The sequence below is a fragment of the Bacillus sp. FSL M7-1345 genome (assembly GCF_038006985.1).
Lineage (GTDB): Bacteria > Bacillota > Bacilli > Bacillales > Bacillaceae_G > Bacillus_A > Bacillus_A cereus_U.
In genome coordinates this window covers 4,444,129-4,464,557 of record NZ_JBBOWG010000001.1, presented here as the reverse complement: position 1 = coordinate 4,464,557, position 20,429 = coordinate 4,444,129, and the positions used below count along the sequence as shown (strand labels likewise).

The window sequence follows — 20,429 nt, the reverse complement described above, 5'->3', positions numbered from 1 at the left end:
ATTGGTGTGGGCTAATAATCAGTGGGGGATGGACAAAACCCCCACTGATTAAAGTTTCACTTTATAATTACCCACGCACAATATTAGGTGGTGTTTTTCCTTGTAATCCTGCCACTAAATTTTCAGCAGCTGTCATAGCCATTTGCTGCCGAGTTTTTAATGTTGCAGATCCAATGTGCGGTAAAGTTACAACGTTTTGTAATGATAAGAGCGGATTCTCTTTTTGAATCGGTTCTTGTGTAAATGTGTCGATGCCGGCTGCAAATATTTTCTTTTCTGTTAACGCATGAATTAATGCAGTTTCATCTACTGTTTTCCCGCGAGAAGCATTAATGAAAATTGCTGTTTCTTTCATTAGTGAAAATTCCTTTTCACCGATAAGATGATACGTTTCATCTGTTAATGGAGTAAGAAGAATAATAAAATCAGATTGTTTGATTAGAGTTTGTAAATCACAATATGTAGCATCAAATTTTTGCTCAGCTTCTTCTTTACGGCGACGGTTATAGTAAAGGACATTCATATCAAATCCGAATTTCGCTCGTTTTGCGACAGCTTCTCCAATTCGTCCCATTCCGATAATACCGATCGTACTATGATGTACATCTAGTCCGAAGTGTTCTTTTCCGATTTCAGCGTTCCATTCACCATTTTTTACATAGGAATTGAGTTCGCAAACACGGCGACCAGCAGATAACATAAGAGCGAAAACGAGATCGGCTACTGTATCATCTAACACATATGGAGTATTCGTTCCGATAACATTTTGTTTTTTCATCGCTTTTAAATCAAAGTTATCATGGCCAACAGAAATGTTACTTACTACTTTTAAATTAGGAGCAGCCTGCAATAATTCTTCATTTATAGCAGATCCGAAATTTAATAACCCATCTTTATCTTTTATTTTTTCCAATAGAACATCACGAGGTACTTTCTCGTTTTGATCCCATTTTTCAAAATCACAGTGTTCTGATAAATAGTTTTCTACAAATGTTGGAACTGGTTCGGCAATATATACTTTTGGTTTCACGGTTCCATCCCCTTTCCTCTTTACCCGGATTGGTGTGTGCTAATAATCAGCGGGTATGAACCCTACCACTGATTAAGGTTTCACTTTACCCCGCTATTAACGGGCAGTAAGACGCCCACCTCAAAAAACGGCTGAAACAAAGAGGTTAGGTGGGAGATTAACTGCCCGTAAAAGCCCGATTGGTGAAGGCTAATAATCAGTGGGGATGAACCCCCCATTGATTATTAGCCTTCACTTTATTTTGACATAATTCTCAAAAAAAATCTTCTTTTCAAACTGGAAAGAGTATTTGTATAATTTAGACACAAACTAAAAGGAAGGATGATTTATATGGTGACAGAGAAAGAATTAGAATTATTAGCTTGTCTTGAAAAGAATAGTCGTTTATCTGTAGATACATTAGCGAAGTTGTTAAATATAGAAGTAGAAGAAGCGAAAAAAATGGTTACGAAATTAGAAAGTGAAAAGATTATCGTGGACTATGTAACACATATCGATTGGACAAAAGTGAAAGAACATACTGGTTTAACGGCGATGATTGATGTGAAAGTTACACCGAAGCGTGGTGTCGGTTTTGATGCAGTAGCTGAACAAATTTATCGCTATTCAGAAGTGAAATCCGTTTATTTAATGTCTGGGACATATGACCTTTCTATTACATTAGAAGGGAAGACAATGGGAGAAGTAGCAATGTTTGTTTCTGAGAAATTAGCAACAATTGAATCTGTCGTTTCAACGACAACTCATTTTATTTTGAAGAAGTATAAACATGAGGGGATTATTTATGAAAAGACAGATGATGATAAGCGAATTGTGGTGACACCGTGAAGCAATTTGACCTATCTAGAGTAGCAGAATCTTTACAACCGTCCGGTATACGAAAGTTTTTTGATTTAGCGGCAAGTATGAAAGGTGTTATTTCACTTGGAGTGGGGGAGCCGGACTTTGTTACACCTTGGAATGTAAGGCAAGCATGTATTCGTTCTTTAGAACAAGGATATACGTCATATACAGCAAATGCAGGATTATTGGAGCTCCGTCAAGAAATAGCAAAGTATCTAAAAAAACAATTTGCAGTATCTTATGATCCGAATGATGAAATCATTGTTACAGTTGGAGCGAGTCAAGCGCTAGATGTAGCGATGCGTGCTATTGTAAACCCTGATGATGAAATACTTATTATTGAACCAAGTTTCGTTTCGTATGCACCACTTGTTACGTTAGCGGGCGGGGTCCCAGTTCCAGTAGCGACTTCATTAGAAGATGAATTTAAAGTACAGCCAGATCAAATTGAAGCAGCTATTACAACGAAAACAAAGGCAATATTACTTTGTTCTCCCAATAACCCAACAGGCGCAATGTTAAATAAATCCGAATTAGAAAAGCTAGCAGTTATTGTTGAGAAGTATAATTTAATCGTGCTATCTGATGAAATTTATGCAGAGCTCGTATACGACGAAGCATATACGAGTTTCGCGAGTATTAAAAATATGCGTGACCATACAATTTTAATTTCAGGGTTTTCAAAAGGATTTGCGATGACGGGATGGCGTCTTGGGATGATTGCAGCCCCTGTGCAATTTTCAGAATTAATGCTCAAAATCCACCAGTATTCAATGATGTGTGCACCGACGATGTCTCAATTTGCAGCACTTGAAGCATTACGCGGGGGAAATGATGAAGTAATTCGAATGAGAGATAGCTATAAAAAACGTCGTAACTTTATGACGACATCTTTCAATGAAATGGGCTTAACATGTCATGTGCCAGGCGGGGCATTTTATGTCTTCCCTTCTATAGCTTCAACCGGACTATCTTCAGCAGAATTTGCAGAACAATTATTATTAGAAGAAAAAGTGGCTGTTGTTCCTGGAAATGTGTTTGGCGGGAGTGGTGAAGGATTTATTCGTTGTTCATATGCAACATCGCTGGAGCAACTTATGGAAGCAATGAAGAGAATGGAACGGTTCATAGAGAATAAAAAAAGGACAAAACACAATACGTTTTGTCCATAAAAAGGGGGGGAATACTAGAAAGCCATGTGTTAGTATTCTATCCTAATATTGGAGAATTATACGTATTACAGGAAATTTTTTCGTGAATTTTGAATGAGTTCTATCAAAGTGGTATAATTTACTAATATAAGGTGGGAGTATCCTCGGTGTTTAACTTAGGATACTTACTCACTAATCGGATATTTAACAATAAATACATCTGCTTTGCTATTTACAATTGTAGAGAAAATGGTAAACGTATGGGAGTGTTTCACATGTCAGAACAATATACAACGGGAGTGGTTGTAACAGGGAAAGTAACTGGAATTCAAGATTACGGTGCATTTGTAGCTTTGGATGCAGAAACACAAGGACTTGTGCATATATCTGAAATCACAAATGGGTATGTAAAAGACATTCATGACTTTTTAAAGGTCGGAGATACAGTAGAAGTAAAAGTACTTTCAATTGATGAAGAACACAGAAAAATGAGTTTATCGTTAAAAGCGGCGAAAAGAAAGCAAGGACGAATTCTTATACCGAATCCATCTGAGAACGGATTTAATACACTGCGAGAAAAGCTAGCAGAATGGATTGAAGAGTCGGAGGTAATAAAGTAAAAGAGGAACGCATATGAGCGTTCCTCTTTTACTTTGACTTATGATATATATATTTGCAAATATGATTGCATGCAATCATATTCGTATGTCGGAGGCGAAAAAGACATACTGACTATTGAATTTCATGTGTTTCTGGGTGAGTACCAAGATTCTCGGATGGTTTAAATAGTAAGCCGAGGTTGATAAGCCCAGAAATACCAACGATGCCGTAAATAATACGTGCAAGAGCTGAGTTTTGTCCACCGAAAATGGCTGCTACTAAGTCAAACTGGAAGAACCCGATCAGTCCCCAGTTAACAGCGCCGATTACAGTGAAGACTAATGCGATACGTTGCAAGGTACTCATGAAAAGTCCCCCCTTAATGTGAAGCGTGAGCAAGCAAGGAGTTAATAAGAAAATTTAACTCCTTTATAGAATGGTATAGTTTTGTTGTTTTTATACATGAAAAATGTACGAAAAAAGGATGTATATACATCTATACCGAAAAATGCGAATTTTTATGCAAAAAATGAACTTTTTCTAAAAAATAAATAATGGTTACGTTTACAATCGTTGAATCGCTTGATTTACAACTTTAGTTTCGCTAAAGTGAATACAGAAATACATATACATAATTGGAGGGAAAAAGATGAGTACACATGTAACGTTCGACTATTCTAAAGCGTTATCCTTCATCGGTGAAAATGAACTAACTTATTTACGTGATGCAGTAAAAGTAACACATCATGCAATCCACGAAAAAACTGGAGCTGGGAACGATTTCCTTGGGTGGGTAGAGCTTCCGCTTCAATATGATAAAGAAGAATTTGCTCGCATTCAAAAATGCGCAGAAAAAATTAAAAATGACTCTGACATTTTACTTGTTGTAGGTATTGGTGGTTCTTACCTAGGAGCACGCGCAGCAATCGAAATGTTAAACCATTCTTTCTATAACACGCTTTCTAAAGAACAACGTAAAACTCCACAAGTGCTATTTGTTGGACAAAACATTAGCTCCACTTACATGAAAGATTTAATGGACGTACTAGAAGGTAAAGACTTTTCTATTAACGTTATTTCCAAATCAGGTACAACAACAGAGCCTGCAATCGCATTCCGTATTTTCCGTAAATTATTAGAAGAAAAGTATGGAAAAGAAGAAGCTCGCAAACGTATTTATGCAACTACAGATAAAGCGCGTGGTGCATTAAAAACATTAGCTGACAATGAAGGTTACGAAACATTTGTAATTCCAGATGATGTTGGCGGTCGTTTCTCTGTATTAACACCAGTAGGATTATTACCAATCGCAGTAAGTGGCCTAAACATTGAAGAGATGATGAACGGTGCAGCTGCTGGTCATAATGACTTCGCGAAATCAGAACTTGAAGAAAACCCAGCTTACCAATACGCAGTAGTTCGTAATGCCCTATACAATAAAGGGAAAACAATTGAAATGCTTGTTAACTATGAGCCAGCACTTCACTACTTCTCTGAGTGGTGGAAACAGTTATTTGGTGAAAGTGAAGGAAAAGATCAAAAAGGTATTTTCCCATCTTCAGCAAACTTCTCAACTGACTTACACTCATTAGGTCAATACATTCAAGAAGGTCGTCGTGACCTATTCGAAACAGTTCTTAAAGTAGGTACATCTACACACGAACTAAAAATCGAATTAGACGACAACGATTTAGATGGATTAAACTACCTTGCTGGTGAAACGATAGACTTCGTAAACACAAAAGCATACGAAGGTACATTACTTGCACATAGCGATGGCGGAGTACCGAACTTAATCGTAAACATTCCAGAACTAAACGAGTACACATTCGGTTACCTTGTATACTTCTTCGAAAAAGCATGTGCGATGAGCGGCTACCTATTAGGCGTAAATCCATTTGACCAACCAGGAGTAGAAGCGTACAAGAAAAATATGTTTGCTCTACTTGGAAAACCAGGATTTGAAGAGTTAAAAGCAGAATTAGAAGAGCGTTTAAAATAATAAAAAGCGATCGGGTCTCCGATCGCTTTTTATTATTTTACTGAAAAGTACACCGGTATATTCAAACTAGAATGGGTATGCTAAAGGAAAAGTCTAGGAGGGATGGGATTGATTCCGATTCAATCAAATTTAGAAGGACGTACATATGCTTTATATAAGTTAGAAGAGGTTATGAAACCACTTGGATATAGTATTGGTGGTAATTGGGATTATGATAAAGGATGTTTTGATTATAAAATCGACGAAGAAGATGGTTATCAATTTTTACGAGTACCATTTACAGCGGTGGATGGAGAACTAGATGTGCCTCAGGTAATAGTCCGTCTTGAAACGCCGTATATTCTTTCGCACGTATATCAAGACGAACTAGATGATAATGTTAATTCTTTAACAGCTGGAACGAGTGGAGTTGATCAATTTGCTGAGCCGAAAGATCCTGATGGAGACGTGAAAAGAAAATATATCAATATTGGTAAAGTACTAGTACAAGAACTAGAAAGTCATTTTTTTAATGGTGAATAACGATGAGTATGTCGCTTTCGATGAGAATGAAAGAATGAACTGGATTGATCATATATTGTTCGTCGCGCTTTACACCTAGTAAGAGAATATTTTGTTTTAAAAGAGTATAGTTACAATTCGCAAAGGATTGTCCGGTGCAGGACGGGGAAATCTCCATCAGTTGTAATTTGTTATCAGAGATTTCATCGTAAAGGGAGAATAGTACGCCTGAAATGGAAGGGAATAAAAGAGAAGCAGTAAATACATAGCTCGTTAATTTATTTCCTTCTATAATTTCTGATACGCCAGCTCTCATTGCATTTTGGATTTGTTCAGAAGTAAGAAGTTCAGCGATGCAGTGAATGTTTGGATTAAGTCCCTTTGCAGTTAAAATATTTAAAATGGACTGTGTATCTGCTAAGCTTTCGTTCTTCTCTTTATCTGATGTTATTAATATAGTGTGAGCTGTTGTAATGTTAGCTTTTAATAAAGTTTGATCGTGATGCGGACAACCTTTTATAAATTCTAAATGATGAAATGGCTTTGGAAGTAAAGAAAGTGTTTCATCAATTAAAACGATATCAAGGTTCGGTTGTAATATGTGCATTTGTTTTACAACATGTTTTGCACGTTCGTTCCAGCCAACGATAATCATATGACCATTAGAAGTAGCAGCTTCTTCTCCTTTAATTTTCATATATTGTTTATTAATCATGTCGGTAGCGAATAGAACCATATAATAAGAACAAAATCCCGTTCCTAATAAAATGATGCCTATCCCGATAATTTTTCCTATCGTTGTATGGGGGGCGAAATCGCCGTATCCAACGGTGAAAATGGTAACGATTGACCACCAAATCCCGTCGAACCATGTGGTGAAATGATCTGGCTCTAATATATGTATAAGAAAGCCGGAGAAAGCAGTAAGTACAATAATAAAACAAATTAAACGAAAAATAATGGAATCACGAAATGTATCTACTAAATTCGGACGGGATTTCAAGTTCCTATTCCTCCTTACGTTTCAGGACTACATTCATTGTTACCATTATAGAAAAAAGAAAAACTCTCTAATTAAAAAGAGAGTTCGTTTCATAATTAATACATACTTTCAACTTCAGTTTGTTGAACACTTTCAAGATGTTGGAGAGCATAGTAAACATCGGCAGTATGTCTTTTTTGATCGATAGACAATTTAAGATGTAAGTAGTGAGCGCCGCTTTCTAATGTTTTAAGCTTCATATTTTTAACCTTTATATCCATTTCTTTTATTTCTTCAATTACAATGGGGATATTGTCCATATTTCGTACAACAAGTTTCACTGCGATATCACGTTGGCGAAATGATCTAGGACCGACGAATTTCATCGTTAAGGGTATAAGTTCTACACTAATCATAAGGAAACACATTCCGAAAGTAGCCTCGATATAGAAACCAGCTCCAACGGCAATGCCAATACCAGAAGCACCCCAAATCATAGCGGCGGTTGTTAATCCCGCAATACTATCGTTTCCTCTGCGTAAAATTACACCGGCACCTAAAAAACCGATTCCTGATACAATTTGAGCGGCAAGTCGAAGTGGATCCATATTCATATGATCGGTATGTGGTAAGTTGTAAGCAGCTTTAATAGAAACAATCGTCAGGAGGCAACTAATTATAGAAATAACTAAACACGTTTTTAAACCGAGTGGTTTACGTTTTAATTCGCGCTCTAAACCGATGGCGAATCCTAAAATAGCCGAGAGACCTAGTTTTATTAATAAGTCGGTGTAGTCCATGTATATTCCTCCTTGTATGATATGGTATATGAATAAAACGTTTATATAGAAAGAAACGCTTTTTGGCAGAGTGACTTTATATAGAATATATGTAGGAATTACTTAGAAATGAAAGAGATATTTCGTTTAAGTATATGATATTAAAAAAGAAATGTAGTTGGTTTGAAAAAAGTTTTCAAAAGGTGTTGCATTTCATTTTTTTACATGATATATTAATAACCGTCGCTGATGCGGAAACGCAGAAAACGACAAAAAAGAAATTGAAAAACTTAGTTGACATCGAAAAACGAAGGTGTTAACATAAGGAAGTCGCAAATGAGCGACTGAGTAGTTCTTTGAAAACTGAACGAAACAAACAACGTGAACGTCAATTTTTATTTTTAGATGCTAGACAAACTAACTTTATTGGAGAGTTTGATCCTGGCTCAGGATGAACGCTGGCGGCGTGCCTAATACATGCAAGTCGAGCGAATGGATTAAGAGCTTGCTCTTATGAAGTTAGCGGCGGACGGGTGAGTAACACGTGGGTAACCTACCCATAAGACTGGGATAACTCCGGGAAACCGGGGCTAATACCGGATAATATTTTGAACTGCATAGTTCGAAATTGAAAGGCGGCTTCGGCTGTCACTTATGGATGGACCCGCGTCGCATTAGCTAGTTGGTGAGGTAACGGCTCACCAAGGCAACGATGCGTAGCCGACCTGAGAGGGTGATCGGCCACACTGGGACTGAGACACGGCCCAGACTCCTACGGGAGGCAGCAGTAGGGAATCTTCCGCAATGGACGAAAGTCTGACGGAGCAACGCCGCGTGAGTGATGAAGGCTTTCGGGTCGTAAAACTCTGTTGTTAGGGAAGAACAAGTGCTAGTTGAATAAGCTGGCACCTTGACGGTACCTAACCAGAAAGCCACGGCTAACTACGTGCCAGCAGCCGCGGTAATACGTAGGTGGCAAGCGTTATCCGGAATTATTGGGCGTAAAGCGCGCGCAGGTGGTTTCTTAAGTCTGATGTGAAAGCCCACGGCTCAACCGTGGAGGGTCATTGGAAACTGGGAGACTTGAGTGCAGAAGAGGAAAGTGGAATTCCATGTGTAGCGGTGAAATGCGTAGAGATATGGAGGAACACCAGTGGCGAAGGCGACTTTCTGGTCTGTAACTGACACTGAGGCGCGAAAGCGTGGGGAGCAAACAGGATTAGATACCCTGGTAGTCCACGCCGTAAACGATGAGTGCTAAGTGTTAGAGGGTTTCCGCCCTTTAGTGCTGAAGTTAACGCATTAAGCACTCCGCCTGGGGAGTACGGCCGCAAGGCTGAAACTCAAAGGAATTGACGGGGGCCCGCACAAGCGGTGGAGCATGTGGTTTAATTCGAAGCAACGCGAAGAACCTTACCAGGTCTTGACATCCTCTGAAAACTCTAGAGATAGAGCTTCTCCTTCGGGAGCAGAGTGACAGGTGGTGCATGGTTGTCGTCAGCTCGTGTCGTGAGATGTTGGGTTAAGTCCCGCAACGAGCGCAACCCTTGATCTTAGTTGCCATCATTAAGTTGGGCACTCTAAGGTGACTGCCGGTGACAAACCGGAGGAAGGTGGGGATGACGTCAAATCATCATGCCCCTTATGACCTGGGCTACACACGTGCTACAATGGACGGTACAAAGAGCTGCAAGACCGCGAGGTGGAGCTAATCTCATAAAACCGTTCTCAGTTCGGATTGTAGGCTGCAACTCGCCTACATGAAGCTGGAATCGCTAGTAATCGCGGATCAGCATGCCGCGGTGAATACGTTCCCGGGCCTTGTACACACCGCCCGTCACACCACGAGAGTTTGTAACACCCGAAGTCGGTGGGGTAACCTTTATGGAGCCAGCCGCCTAAGGTGGGACAGATGATTGGGGTGAAGTCGTAACAAGGTAGCCGTATCGGAAGGTGCGGCTGGATCACCTCCTTTCTATGGAGAATTGATGAACGCAGTTCATCAATAAACGTTGACTTGTTTTGTTTCGTTCAGTTTTGAGAGAACTATCTCTCAAGTTTAAATGTATGTTCTTTGAAAACTAGATAACAGTGTAGCTCATATTTTTTTAATTTTAGTTTGGTTAAGTTAGAAAGGGCGCACGGTGGATGCCTTGACACTAGGAGTCGATGAAGGACGGGACTAACGCCGATATGCTTCGGGGAGCTGTAAGTAAGCTTTGATCCGAAGATTTCCGAATGGGGAAACCCACTATACGTAATGGTATGGTATCCTTACCTGAATACATAGGGTATGGAAGACAGACCCAGGGAACTGAAACATCTAAGTACCTGGAGGAAGAGAAAGCAAATGCGATTTCCTGAGTAGCGGCGAGCGAAACGGAATCTAGCCCAAACCAAGAGGCTTGCCTCTTGGGGTTGTAGGACATTCTATACGGAGTTACAAAGGAACGAGGTAGACGAAGCGACCTGGAAAGGTCCGTCACAGAGGGTAACAACCCCGTAGTCGAAACTTCGTTCTCTCTTGAATGTATCCTGAGTACGGCGGAACACGTGAAATTCCGTCGGAATCTGGGAGGACCATCTCCCAAGGCTAAATACTCCCTAGTGATCGATAGTGAACCAGTACCGTGAGGGAAAGGTGAAAAGCACCCCGGAAGGGGAGTGAAAGAGATCCTGAAACCGTGTGCCTACAAATAGTCAGAGCCCGTTAATGGGTGATGGCGTGCCTTTTGTAGAATGAACCGGCGAGTTACGATCCCGTGCAAGGTTAAGCTGAAGAGGCGGAGCCGCAGCGAAAGCGAGTCTGAATAGGGCGTTTAGTACGTGGTCGTAGACCCGAAACCAGGTGATCTACCCATGTCCAGGGTGAAGTTCAGGTAACACTGAATGGAGGCCCGAACCCACGCACGTTGAAAAGTGCGGGGATGAGGTGTGGGTAGCGGAGAAATTCCAATCGAACCTGGAGATAGCTGGTTCTCCCCGAAATAGCTTTAGGGCTAGCCTTAAGTGTAAGAGTCTTGGAGGTAGAGCACTGATTGAACTAGGGGTCCTCATCGGATTACCGAATTCAGTCAAACTCCGAATGCCAATGACTTATCCTTAGGAGTCAGACTGCGAGTGATAAGATCCGTAGTCAAGAGGGAAACAGCCCAGATCGCCAGCTAAGGTCCCAAAGTGTGTATTAAGTGGAAAAGGATGTGGAGTTGCTTAGACAACTAGGATGTTGGCTCAGAAGCAGCCACCATTTAAAGAGTGCGTAATAGCTCACTAGTCGAGTGACTCTGCGCCGAAAATGTACCGGGGCTAAATACACCACCGAAGCTGCGAATTGATACCAATGGTATCAGTGGTAGGGGAGCGTTCTAAGTGCAGTGAAGTCAGACCGGAAGGACTGGTGGAGCGCTTAGAAGTGAGAATGCCGGTATGAGTAGCGAAAGACGGGTGAGAATCCCGTCCACCGAATGCCTAAGGTTTCCTGAGGAAGGCTCGTCCGCTCAGGGTTAGTCAGGACCTAAGCCGAGGCCGACAGGCGTAGGCGATGGACAACAGGTTGATATTCCTGTACCACCTCTTTATCGTTTGAGCAATGGAGGGACGCAGAAGGATAGAAGAAGCGTGCGATTGGTTGTGCACGTCCAAGCAGTTAGGCTGATAAGTAGGCAAATCCGCTTATCGTGAAGGCTGAGCTGTGATGGGGAAGCTCCTTATGGAGCGAAGTCTTTGATTCCCCGCTGCCAAGAAAAGCTTCTAGCGAGATAAAAGGTGCCTGTACCGCAAACCGACACAGGTAGGCGAGGAGAGAATCCTAAGGTGTGCGAGAGAACTCTGGTTAAGGAACTCGGCAAAATGACCCCGTAACTTCGGGAGAAGGGGTGCTTTCTTAACGGAAAGCCGCAGTGAATAGGCCCAAGCGACTGTTTAGCAAAAACACAGGTCTCTGCGAAGCCGTAAGGCGAAGTATAGGGGCTGACACCTGCCCGGTGCTGGAAGGTTAAGGAGAGGGGTTAGCGTAAGCGAAGCTCTGAACTGAAGCCCCAGTAAACGGCGGCCGTAACTATAACGGTCCTAAGGTAGCGAAATTCCTTGTCGGGTAAGTTCCGACCCGCACGAAAGGTGTAACGATTTGGGCACTGTCTCAACCAGAGACTCGGTGAAATTATAGTACCTGTGAAGATGCAGGTTACCCGCGACAGGACGGAAAGACCCCGTGGAGCTTTACTGTAGCCTGATATTGAATTTTGGTACAGTTTGTACAGGATAGGCGGGAGCCATTGAAACCGGAGCGCTAGCTTCGGTGGAGGCGCTGGTGGGATACCGCCCTGACTGTATTGAAATTCTAACCTACGGGTCTTATCGACCCGGGAGACAGTGTCAGGTGGGCAGTTTGACTGGGGCGGTCGCCTCCTAAAGTGTAACGGAGGCGCCCAAAGGTTCCCTCAGAATGGTTGGAAATCATTCGTAGAGTGCAAAGGCATAAGGGAGCTTGACTGCGAGACCTACAAGTCGAGCAGGGACGAAAGTCGGGCTTAGTGATCCGGTGGTTCCGCATGGAAGGGCCATCGCTCAACGGATAAAAGCTACCCCGGGGATAACAGGCTTATCTCCCCCAAGAGTCCACATCGACGGGGAGGTTTGGCACCTCGATGTCGGCTCATCGCATCCTGGGGCTGTAGTCGGTCCCAAGGGTTGGGCTGTTCGCCCATTAAAGCGGTACGCGAGCTGGGTTCAGAACGTCGTGAGACAGTTCGGTCCCTATCCGTCGTGGGCGCAGGAAATTTGAGAGGAGCTGTCCTTAGTACGAGAGGACCGGGATGGACGCACCGCTGGTGTACCAGTTGTTCTGCCAAGGGCATAGCTGGGTAGCTATGTGCGGAAGGGATAAGTGCTGAAAGCATCTAAGCATGAAGCCCCCCTCAAGATGAGATTTCCCATAGCGTAAGCTAGTAAGATCCCTGAAAGATGATCAGGTTGATAGGTTCGAGGTGGAAGCATGGTGACATGTGGAGCTGACGAATACTAATAGATCGAGGACTTAACCATATAATATGAAGCTAATGTTATCTAGTTTTGAAAGAATATAAAAAACTTGTTGACTTTAAATGTCGAATGAGTTATGATGATTCTTGTCTTAAATGAATACAGTCTGGTAATGATGGCAGAGAGGTCACACCCGTTCCCATACCGAACACGGAAGTTAAGCTCTCTAGCGCCGATGGTAGTTGGGACCTTGTCCCTGTGAGAGTAGGACGTTGCCAGGCAATTCGGAGGATTAGCTCAGCTGGGAGAGCACCTGCCTTACAAGCAGGGGGTCGGCGGTTCGATCCCGTCATCCTCCACCATTCTAGCCGACTTAGCTCAATTGGTAGAGCAACTGACTTGTAATCAGTAGGTTGGGGGTTCAAGTCCTCTAGTCGGCACCAGAAAATCATGGCGGTTGTGGCGAAGTGGTTAACGCACCGGATTGTGGCTCCGGCACTCGTGGGTTCAATTCCCATCAGTCGCCCCATTTTTTCTTTTAAAATTATAATATGCGGGTGTGGCGGAATTGGCAGACGCACCAGACTTAGGATCTGGCGCCTTTGGCGTGGGGGTTCGACTCCCTTCACCCGCACTTTTAATATAATAACTCATACATGTCTTGCGGAAGTAGTTCAGTGGTAGAATACAACCTTGCCAAGGTTGGGGTCGCGGGTTCGAATCCCGTCTTCCGCTCCAATTTTCAATATGACATGCCGGGGTGGCGGAACAGGCAGACGCACAGGACTTAAAATCCTGCGGTGGGTGACCACCGTGCGGGTTCGACCCCCGCCCTCGGCACCATATGCGCCCGTAGCTCAATTGGATAGAGCGTTTGACTACGGATCAAGAGGTTAGGGGTTCGACTCCTCTCGGGCGCGTTTTTTTATTAACGGGAAGTGGCTCAGCTTGGTAGAGCACCTGGTTTGGGACCAGGGGGTCGCAGGTTCAAATCCTGTCTTCCCGATTTTTCAAAATATGGGGCCTTAGCTCAGCTGGGAGAGCGCCTGCCTTGCACGCAGGAGGTCAGCGGTTCGATCCCGCTAGGCTCCACTTATTTGAATATTACTTATGGCGGTGTAGCTCAGCTGGCTAGAGCGTACGGTTCATACCCGTGAGGTCGGGGGTTCGATCCCCTCCGCCGCTACCATAAGGACCTTTAGCTCAGCTGGTTAGAGCAGACGGCTCATAACCGTCCGGTCGTAGGTTCGAGTCCTACAAGGTCCACCACTCAAAGTTCATATCTCGGAGGTATACCCAAGTTCGGCTGAAGGGATCGGTCTTGAAAACCGACAGGCGGCGAGAGTCGCGCGGGGGTTCGAATCCCTCTACCTCCTCCATTTTTTCTAAATTAAATATTATATCATCGCGGGGTGGAGCAGTACGGTAGCTCGTCGGGCTCATAACCCGAAGGTCGCAGGTTCAAATCCTGTCCCCGCAACCAAATGGTCCCGTGGTGTAGTGGTTAACATGCCTGCCTGTCACGCAGGAGATCGCCGGTTCGACCCCGGTCGGGACCGCCATTTTTTTTACATAAAGGCTCGGTAGCTCAGTCGGTAGAGCAGAGGACTGAAAATCCTCGTGTCGGCGGTTCGATTCCGTCCCGAGCCACCATTTTGAAATCGCAAGCCGGCTTAGCTCAATTGGTAGAGCAACTGACTTGTAATCAGTAGGTTGGGGGTTCAAGTCCTCTAGCCGGCACCACTTTCAAAATGAGCCATTAGCTCAGTTGGTAGAGCATCTGACTTTTAATCAGAGGGTCGAAGGTTCGAATCCTTCATGGCTCACCATTTTTAATTTAATGCGGGTGTAGTTTAGTGGTAAAACAAGAGCCTTCCAAGCTCTGGTCGAGAGTTCGATTCTCTTCACCCGCTTTTTATGGGCCTATAGCTCAGCTGGTTAGAGCGCACGCCTGATAAGCGTGAGGTCGATGGTTCGAGTCCATTTAGGCCCACCATAATTATTCCGCAGTAGCTCAGTGGTAGAGCTATCGGCTGTTAACCGATCGGTCGTAGGTTCGAGTCCTACCTGCGGAGCCATACTATAGAGAAGTACCCAAGTGGCTCAAGGGGCTCCCCTGCTAAGGGAGTAGATCGCGAACGCGGTGCGAGGGTTCGAATCCCTTCTTCTCTGCCAGATTTTGGCCCGTTGGTCAAGTGGTTAAGACACCGCCCTTTCACGGCGGTAACACGGGTTCGAATCCCGTACGGGTCATACTAAAAGAGATAGCATAATCTGCTATCTCTTTTTTGTTGTATATGTTTTATTTAAAGCGGACTATTAGTAGTCTGCTTTTTTTATCCCGCTATTTGTGGGCAGTAAGACTCTCACCTCAAATTTTGGCATGAGCAAAGAAGTTAGGTGGGAGATCAACTGCTCGTAAAAGCCCGATTGGTGTGGGCTAATAATCAGTGGGGGTGAACAACCGCCCCACTGATTAAAAAATGTTGTATACTTTTTTCTATTTGAATCGTCTAATTAATAGAAAAGAGAGAGCTTCTTTATGGTGCTATCCTTGTCGGGTTTTGTCGGTAAGTCGATATATTTTAAAAATCGCTGATATAATTTGAGTTACGGTCGATATATTTAAATAATCGCTGATATATTTGGAGTTATGGTCGATATATTCAGAAAATCGCCGATATAATTTCACTTACCGATAAAAACCAAAGTCCACCCCTTTCACAATCTAACTAAAACGCATAAATTGGTATTGATTCCACACTTGCTACGATAACTTTACACTCTATGTGAAAAAGTTCACAAATAGGTCATAATTTGTGAAGTAATTCACAATAATCCGTGCTACAATATGTATGTAAAGAAGTTAAACAACATTAAATTAGTATTTTAATTACTTACTTAAACAATAATAAAAAATAGATGTAAACAATTGAAAGGGGAAATTAACATGAAAAAAGGTATCAATCGCGTAGTATTAGTAGGAACAGGAGCTGTAGGCTGTAGTTACGCTTACTCAATGATCAACCAAGGTGTAGCTGAAGAATTCGTACTTGTAGATGTTAATGAAGCAAAAGCAGAAGGGGAAGCAATGGACTTAAGCCATGCAGTGCCATTCTCTCCAGCACCAACAAAAGTTTGGAGCGGTAGCTATGCAGATTGTAAAGATGCAGATTTAGTTGTTATCACTGCTGGATTACCACAAAAGCCAGGCGAAACTCGTTTAGACTTAGTTGAGAAAAATACAAAGATCTTTAAACAAATCGTTCGCGGTATTATGGATAGCGGATTCGATGGAATCTTCTTAATCGCAACAAACCCAGTTGATATTTTAACTTACGTAACTTGGAAAGAATCTGGTCTTCCAAAAGAGCGCGTAATTGGTTCTGGTACAACTTTAGACTCTGCTCGTTTCCGTTACATGTTAGGTGACTACTTAGATGTAGATCCACGTAACGTTCATGCTTACATCGTTGGTGAGCACGGTGACACTGAACTTCCAGTATGGAGCCACGCTACTGTAGGTGTACAAAAACTAGAAACAATCTTAGCGAACAACGAACAGTATAACCAAGAAGATTTAGATAAAATCTTTGAAAATGTACGCGATGCAGCTTACCACATTATCGAGCGTAAAGGCGCAACTTACTACGGAATCGGTATGTCACTACTTCGTGTAACTAAAGCGATCTTAAGCAACGAGAACAGTGTATTAACTGTATCTGCATACCTTGAAGGTCAATATGGTGAGAAAGATGCTTACGTAGGTGTTCCAGCTGTTATTAACCGCGAAGGTGTACGTGAAATCGTAGAACTTGAATTAAACGAAGAAGAAAAAGCGAAATTCGCTCATTCTGTAAAAGTATTAAAAGAAACAATGGCACCAGTACTATAATAATTGCTAAATAATTCAGAGGCGGGAAACTGCTTCCTACCTCTGAATTAATATAAATTAATATAAATTCCTTTTCCGGTTTCCCTTGTATATCCCCAATATACCCCTTTTGCTGGATAAGGGTCGTTTATAGAAAAAGCACTCTATTTTTGAATAGAGTGCTTTTGTGCGTTATCCCACTATTTGCGAGCAGAATTTCACTTTATTCTTTAGGAGTTAACCTTGTGGCAATTTTTCCTAAACGCCATTCATCTCCCGCATACTCATTAGACCATGTCCTACCTATTCCTTGAGGTGGGAGTTTTCCGTCGGGAAATGATAAATTTTGTGGCAAAAAATGTTGAGAAACATTTTTAAACAATAGATTATTTCGCTTGTATTTTACGTGAGAAATAGCGTGAAAAATGGAGAGAAATCAATAAAGTAATATTGAGCAACAATGAAAGGTGAAAATAGTAAGGTGAAATGAAGCGTTTGCAATGAATATTCGTCAAAATTCGATATTTTACACGATAAATGTAAACATTTTAAGTGAAATTTAAGAAAAAAACGAATATTTTTTAAAAAACAACAAGGATATTTCAGTTTTTTGCAGAAATGATAAAGAGTAAAAAATTTCTGTCATCTTAGTGAGGTGAACATATTGGATGTAATAAATTGTGAAGAAGTGAAACGAGATGAGTTTCATACAGAAAAGTACTATGACAGTTATAACATCTTTGGGTCACATATTGTGACGGAAGATGGGATGCGAGGTGTACGATTCACAGTATGGGCTCCTCATGCGAAAGCAATGAGTGTTGTTGGGGATTTTAATGAATGGGATTATAAGCAACATAAGATGCTACAAGTGACAGAAGAGGGGATTTGGTCCTTGTTTGCACCGCATATTGAAGAGAATGAGATATATAAGTATGCGATTGAAACGATGAACGGTGACGTTATTTTAAAGGCAGATCCTTACGCAGTATATGCAGAAGTAAGACCAAATACGGCATCTGTAGTTTTTGATATAGAGGGATATGAATGGAATGATAAAAACTGGATTCGTAAGAGAAAGAAAAAATCGATTTATAAAGAAGCGATGACAGTTTATGAATTACATTTCGGTTCTTGGAAAAAGAAAGAAGATGGTGCTCTGTATTCTTACAGAGAAATGGCTGAGGCGCTCATTCCGTATGTGGTGGAACATCAATTTACACATATTGAAATTATGCCGCTTGTTGAGCATCCATATGATCGTTCTTGGGGATATCAAGGAACGGGATATTATGCAGCTACAAGTAGATTCGGCACGCCACATGATTTGATGTATTTTGTCGATGAATGTCATAAATATGGAATCGGTGTCATTTTAGATTGGGTGCCGGGGCATTTTTGTAAAGATGCTCACGGTTTATATTTGTTTGATGGGACACCGACTTATGAATATAAAGATAGAGACGTACAAGAAAACCTGGTATGGGGAACTGTTAATTTTGATTTAGGGAAGAGAGAAGTACGTAATTTCTTAATTTCAAATGCGTTATTTTGGATGAGATATTTCCATATTGATGGTTTCAGAGTAGATGCAGTTGCGAATATGCTGTACTGGAATAAAGAAGGAAAAGAGCAAAGCAATGAACACGCTGTTTCTTTCTTACGGGAGTTAAATGAAGCTGTGTTTGCAGAAGATGAAGAGTTTCTTATGACAGCAGAAGATTCAACAGCTTGGCCACTTGTAACAGCTCCAACATACGAGGGTGGACTTGGATTTAATTATAAATGGAATATGGGTTGGATGAATGACGTGCTGAAATATATGGAATGTGCGCCAGAGTACCGGAAATACATTCATGAGAAAATGACATTCTCTTTAATATATGCTCACTCTGAAAACTTTATATTGCCGCTTTCTCATGATGAAGTCGTTCATGGGAAAAAATCGTTATTAAATAAAATGCCGGGAGATTACTGGGATAAGTTCGCCCAACTTCGTTTATTATATGGATATTTCTTTACTCATCCAGGTAAGAAATTACTCTTTATGGGTGGAGAATTCGGGCAATTTGATGAGTGGAAAGACCTTGAAGATTTAGATTGGAATTTACATGATTTTGAAATGCATCGTTACATGCATGATTACTTTAAAGAGCTCATAGCATTGTATAAGCGCTCAAAACCACTTTGGCAGTTAGATCACTCGCCTGAAGGATTTCAGTGGATTGATGCTAATAATAATGAGCAAAGTATTTTCTCGTTTATCCGCCAAGGGGATAAGGAGGAAGATGCGTTAGTTGTCGTATGTAATTTTACGAAAGCTACATATGAAAACTATAAAGTAGGTGTACCAGATTTCGAGTATTATAACGAAATTTTAAACAGTGACGCGGTGCAATATGGCGGGTCGGGGCAAGTTAATAAGAAACGTCTCAAGACGATTCTAGAGCCATATCATAATCAAGCGGCACATGTAGAAATTACAATTCCACCATTTGGCGTATCCATATTACGACCAGTGAAGACGAGAAAGGGGAGCAAAAAACAAGATGGCTCAAAAACAAAAGTGCGTAGCAATGTTACTAGCAGGGGGAAAAGGTAGTCGTTTAAGTGCATTAACAAAAAATTTAGCCAAGCCAGCTGTTCCATTTGGTGGTAAATATCGCATTATTGATTTTACGTTAAGTAACTGTGCAAACTCCGGTATTGAAACGGTGGGGATTTTAACACAATATCAACCGTTAGAACTTCATAATTATATTGGAATCGGAAACGCTTGGGATCTTGATCGTGTAAATGGTGGAGTCACTGTGTTACCTCCTTATGCGGAGTCTTCAGGTGTGAAGTGGTATACAGGTACGGCAAGTGCTATTTATCAAAACCTAAACTATTTAAGTCAGTACGAACCAGAATATGTCCTTATTTTATCAGGCGATCATATTTATAAAATGGATTACAGTAAAATGCTAGATTACCATATTGAGAAAGAAGCAGATGTTTCAATTTCTGTTATTGAAGTGCCGTGGGATGAAGCAAGTCGCTTTGGCATCATGAATACGAATGAAGAGATGGAAGTTGTTGAATTTGAGGAGAAACCGCAATTTCCAAGAAGTAATCTTGCATCAATGGGAATTTATATTTTTAACTGGTCTATTTTAAAAGAATATTTAGAGATGGATGCAAGAAATCCTGAATCTAGTAATGACTTCGGAAAAGACGTACTTCCGCTTTTATTAGATGAAGGGAAGAAGTTGATGGCGTATCCGTTTGAAGGATATTGGAAAGATGTTGGAACGGTGAAAAGCTTATGGGAAGCGAATATGGATTTACTTCGCGATGAAACATCGTTGAATTTAAATGATCGTAATTGGCGCATTTATTCTGTAAATCCAAACGAGCCACCTCAATATATTGCAGAACAGGCAAAAGTAGAAGAGTCACTTATTAATGAAGGGTGCGTCATTGAAGGGGACGTGAAGCATTCTGTTTTATTCCAAGGAGTGACGGTGGAAGAAGGTAGTATGGTAATCGATTCTGTCGTTATGCCGGGGGCAAAGATTGGTAAAAACGTTGTGATTGAAAGAGCGATCGTTGGATCGGAAATGGTTATTGAAGATGGGACAATAATTCGTCCAGAAAAAAATGTTGATGATGTAGTACTAATTGCTGAAGGAAAATAGAAAAGGG

At 41.6% G+C, this 20,429-nt stretch carries 12 protein-coding genes, 22 tRNA genes and 3 rRNA genes; 33 read left to right on the top strand and 4 right to left on the bottom strand.

The window, feature by feature from the left end; all coding sequences use genetic code 11:
* Positions 1-67 precede the first annotated feature (67 nt).
* On the bottom strand, positions 68-1,060 hold the full coding sequence (locus tag MHB76_RS23415) for a 2-hydroxyacid dehydrogenase (RefSeq protein ID WP_033714043.1): 993 nt from the start codon (positions 1,058-1,060) through the stop codon (positions 68-70).
* Positions 1,061-1,360: 300 nt separating this feature from the next.
* On the opposite strand from MHB76_RS23415, the gene MHB76_RS23410 reads away from it, so the two are divergent.
* The 3 genes from MHB76_RS23410 (at position 1,361) to yugI (ending at position 3,644) form a co-directional block, all read left to right on the top strand.
* Positions 1,361-1,858, top strand: a complete 498-nt coding sequence (locus tag MHB76_RS23410) for an Lrp/AsnC family transcriptional regulator (protein WP_016106498.1) — start codon at positions 1,361-1,363, stop codon at positions 1,856-1,858.
* Positions 1,855-3,045 carry an aminotransferase gene (locus tag MHB76_RS23405; protein WP_002129685.1) on the top strand — a complete coding sequence of 397 codons (1,191 nt, stop codon included), beginning with the start codon at positions 1,855-1,857 and terminating at the stop codon, positions 3,043-3,045. The genes MHB76_RS23410 and MHB76_RS23405 overlap by 4 nt, the downstream gene beginning before the upstream one ends.
* Positions 3,046-3,299: 254 nt before the next feature.
* Complete coding sequence (gene yugI / locus MHB76_RS23400; RefSeq protein ID WP_002015848.1) at positions 3,300-3,644, top strand: S1 domain-containing post-transcriptional regulator GSP13; 345 nt, start codon at positions 3,300-3,302, stop codon at positions 3,642-3,644.
* Between the two features lie 112 nt (positions 3,645-3,756).
* Here yugI and MHB76_RS23395 read toward each other — a convergent pair whose 3' ends face one another.
* A complete protein-coding gene (locus MHB76_RS23395) occupies positions 3,757-3,990 on the bottom strand; it encodes a DUF378 domain-containing protein (protein WP_002034535.1) in 234 nt (77 codons plus the stop codon).
* Positions 3,991-4,273: 283 nt separating this feature from the next.
* Between MHB76_RS23395 and MHB76_RS23390 the strand changes: the two genes are divergently transcribed.
* Entirely contained in the window at positions 4,274-5,626 is a 1,353-nt protein-coding gene (locus MHB76_RS23390) for a glucose-6-phosphate isomerase (RefSeq protein ID WP_002112570.1), read from the top strand.
* Positions 5,627-5,734: 108 nt separating this feature from the next.
* The gene (locus MHB76_RS23385; protein ID WP_002160047.1) at positions 5,735-6,148 is read left to right on the top strand and encodes a YugN-like family protein; all 414 of its coding nucleotides are present in this window, start codon (positions 5,735-5,737) and stop codon (positions 6,146-6,148) included.
* Here MHB76_RS23385 and MHB76_RS23380 read toward each other — a convergent pair.
* Positions 6,135-7,130 carry a potassium channel protein gene (locus MHB76_RS23380; RefSeq protein ID WP_078173474.1) on the bottom strand — a complete coding sequence of 332 codons (996 nt, stop codon included), beginning with the start codon at positions 7,128-7,130 and terminating at the stop codon, positions 6,135-6,137. The two genes, MHB76_RS23385 and MHB76_RS23380, sit on opposite strands and share 14 nt — an antisense overlap.
* Before the next feature lie 95 nt (positions 7,131-7,225).
* A complete protein-coding gene (locus tag MHB76_RS23375; RefSeq protein ID WP_002160049.1) occupies positions 7,226-7,909 on the bottom strand; it encodes an MgtC/SapB family protein in 684 nt (227 codons plus the stop codon).
* 402 nt (positions 7,910-8,311) lie between these two features.
* Between MHB76_RS23375 and MHB76_RS23370 the strand changes: the two genes are divergently transcribed.
* The 28 genes from MHB76_RS23370 to glgC all read left to right on the top strand — a co-directional run bounded on the left by MHB76_RS23370 (position 8,312) and on the right by glgC (position 20,422).
* A 16S ribosomal RNA gene (locus MHB76_RS23370) occupies positions 8,312-9,863 on the top strand.
* A 146-nt stretch (positions 9,864-10,009) separates the two neighbouring features.
* Positions 10,010-12,931: ribosomal RNA gene (locus MHB76_RS23365) — 23S ribosomal RNA — on the top strand.
* A 102-nt stretch (positions 12,932-13,033) separates the two neighbouring features.
* Positions 13,034-13,149 (top strand): 5S ribosomal RNA (gene rrf, locus MHB76_RS23360).
* Together the 16S, 23S and 5S rRNA genes with 22 tRNA genes alongside form the textbook arrangement of a ribosomal RNA operon.
* Before the next feature lie 5 nt (positions 13,150-13,154).
* A tRNA-Val gene (locus MHB76_RS23355) sits at positions 13,155-13,230 on the top strand.
* 5 nt (positions 13,231-13,235) lie between these two features.
* A tRNA-Thr gene (locus tag MHB76_RS23350) sits at positions 13,236-13,311 on the top strand.
* A 10-nt stretch (positions 13,312-13,321) separates the two neighbouring features.
* Positions 13,322-13,397, top strand: a tRNA-His gene (locus tag MHB76_RS23345).
* A 24-nt stretch (positions 13,398-13,421) separates the two neighbouring features.
* A tRNA-Leu gene (locus MHB76_RS23340) sits at positions 13,422-13,502 on the top strand.
* A gap of 29 nt (positions 13,503-13,531) precedes the next feature.
* Positions 13,532-13,606, top strand: a tRNA-Gly gene (locus MHB76_RS23335).
* A gap of 16 nt (positions 13,607-13,622) precedes the next feature.
* A tRNA-Leu gene (locus MHB76_RS23330) sits at positions 13,623-13,711 on the top strand.
* Positions 13,712-13,714: 3 nt separating this feature from the next.
* Positions 13,715-13,788, top strand: a tRNA-Arg gene (locus tag MHB76_RS23325).
* Positions 13,789-13,800: 12 nt separating this feature from the next.
* Positions 13,801-13,874, top strand: a tRNA-Pro gene (locus MHB76_RS23320).
* Between the two features lie 13 nt (positions 13,875-13,887).
* A tRNA-Ala gene (locus tag MHB76_RS23315) sits at positions 13,888-13,960 on the top strand.
* A gap of 20 nt (positions 13,961-13,980) precedes the next feature.
* A tRNA-Met gene (locus MHB76_RS23310) sits at positions 13,981-14,057 on the top strand.
* Positions 14,058-14,060: 3 nt separating this feature from the next.
* Positions 14,061-14,137 (top strand) — tRNA-Ile (locus tag MHB76_RS23305).
* 17 nt (positions 14,138-14,154) lie between these two features.
* Positions 14,155-14,247 (top strand) — tRNA-Ser (locus MHB76_RS23300).
* Between the two features lie 27 nt (positions 14,248-14,274).
* Positions 14,275-14,351 (top strand) — tRNA-Met (locus MHB76_RS23295).
* 3 nt (positions 14,352-14,354) lie between these two features.
* Positions 14,355-14,430 (top strand) — tRNA-Asp (locus tag MHB76_RS23290).
* A gap of 15 nt (positions 14,431-14,445) precedes the next feature.
* Positions 14,446-14,521 (top strand) — tRNA-Phe (locus tag MHB76_RS23285).
* Between the two features lie 14 nt (positions 14,522-14,535).
* Positions 14,536-14,611: transfer RNA gene (locus MHB76_RS23280), tRNA-Thr, on the top strand.
* 10 nt (positions 14,612-14,621) lie between these two features.
* Positions 14,622-14,697, top strand: a tRNA-Lys gene (locus MHB76_RS23275).
* A 13-nt stretch (positions 14,698-14,710) separates the two neighbouring features.
* Positions 14,711-14,781: transfer RNA gene (locus MHB76_RS23270), tRNA-Gly, on the top strand.
* Positions 14,782-14,787: 6 nt separating this feature from the next.
* Positions 14,788-14,864 (top strand) — tRNA-Ile (locus MHB76_RS23265).
* A 7-nt stretch (positions 14,865-14,871) separates the two neighbouring features.
* Positions 14,872-14,946 (top strand) — tRNA-Asn (locus tag MHB76_RS23260).
* Between the two features lie 6 nt (positions 14,947-14,952).
* Positions 14,953-15,043: transfer RNA gene (locus tag MHB76_RS23255), tRNA-Ser, on the top strand.
* Positions 15,044-15,049: 6 nt separating this feature from the next.
* A tRNA-Glu gene (locus MHB76_RS23250) sits at positions 15,050-15,121 on the top strand.
* A 697-nt stretch (positions 15,122-15,818) separates the two neighbouring features.
* On the top strand, positions 15,819-16,763 hold the full coding sequence (locus MHB76_RS23245) for an L-lactate dehydrogenase (RefSeq protein ID WP_002112560.1): 945 nt from the start codon (positions 15,819-15,821) through the stop codon (positions 16,761-16,763).
* A 643-nt stretch (positions 16,764-17,406) separates the two neighbouring features.
* Positions 17,407-19,344 carry a 1,4-alpha-glucan branching protein GlgB gene (glgB, locus tag MHB76_RS23240; RefSeq protein ID WP_340987814.1) on the top strand — a complete coding sequence of 646 codons (1,938 nt, stop codon included), beginning with the start codon at positions 17,407-17,409 and terminating at the stop codon, positions 19,342-19,344.
* On the top strand, positions 19,292-20,422 hold the full coding sequence (gene glgC / locus MHB76_RS23235; protein WP_078173885.1) for a glucose-1-phosphate adenylyltransferase: 1,131 nt from the start codon (positions 19,292-19,294) through the stop codon (positions 20,420-20,422). The genes glgB and glgC overlap by 53 nt, the downstream gene beginning before the upstream one ends.
* Positions 20,423-20,429: the final 7 nt, after the last annotated feature.

Coding starts and splice junctions, on each gene's coding strand:
- MHB76_RS23410 (WP_016106498.1), top strand. CDS start 1,361: ATGGTGACAGAGAAAGAATTAGAATTATTAGCTTGTCTTGAAAAGAAT.
- glgC (WP_078173885.1), top strand. CDS start 19,292: ATGGCTCAAAAACAAAAGTGCGTAGCAATGTTACTAGCAGGGGGAAAA.
- MHB76_RS23245 (WP_002112560.1), top strand. CDS start 15,819: ATGAAAAAAGGTATCAATCGCGTAGTATTAGTAGGAACAGGAGCTGTA.
- yugI (WP_002015848.1), top strand. CDS start 3,300: ATGTCAGAACAATATACAACGGGAGTGGTTGTAACAGGGAAAGTAACT.
- MHB76_RS23390 (WP_002112570.1), top strand. CDS start 4,274: ATGAGTACACATGTAACGTTCGACTATTCTAAAGCGTTATCCTTCATC.
- MHB76_RS23395 (WP_002034535.1), bottom strand. CDS start 3,990: ATGAGTACCTTGCAACGTATCGCATTAGTCTTCACTGTAATCGGCGCT.
- MHB76_RS23375 (WP_002160049.1), bottom strand. CDS start 7,909: ATGGACTACACCGACTTATTAATAAAACTAGGTCTCTCGGCTATTTTA.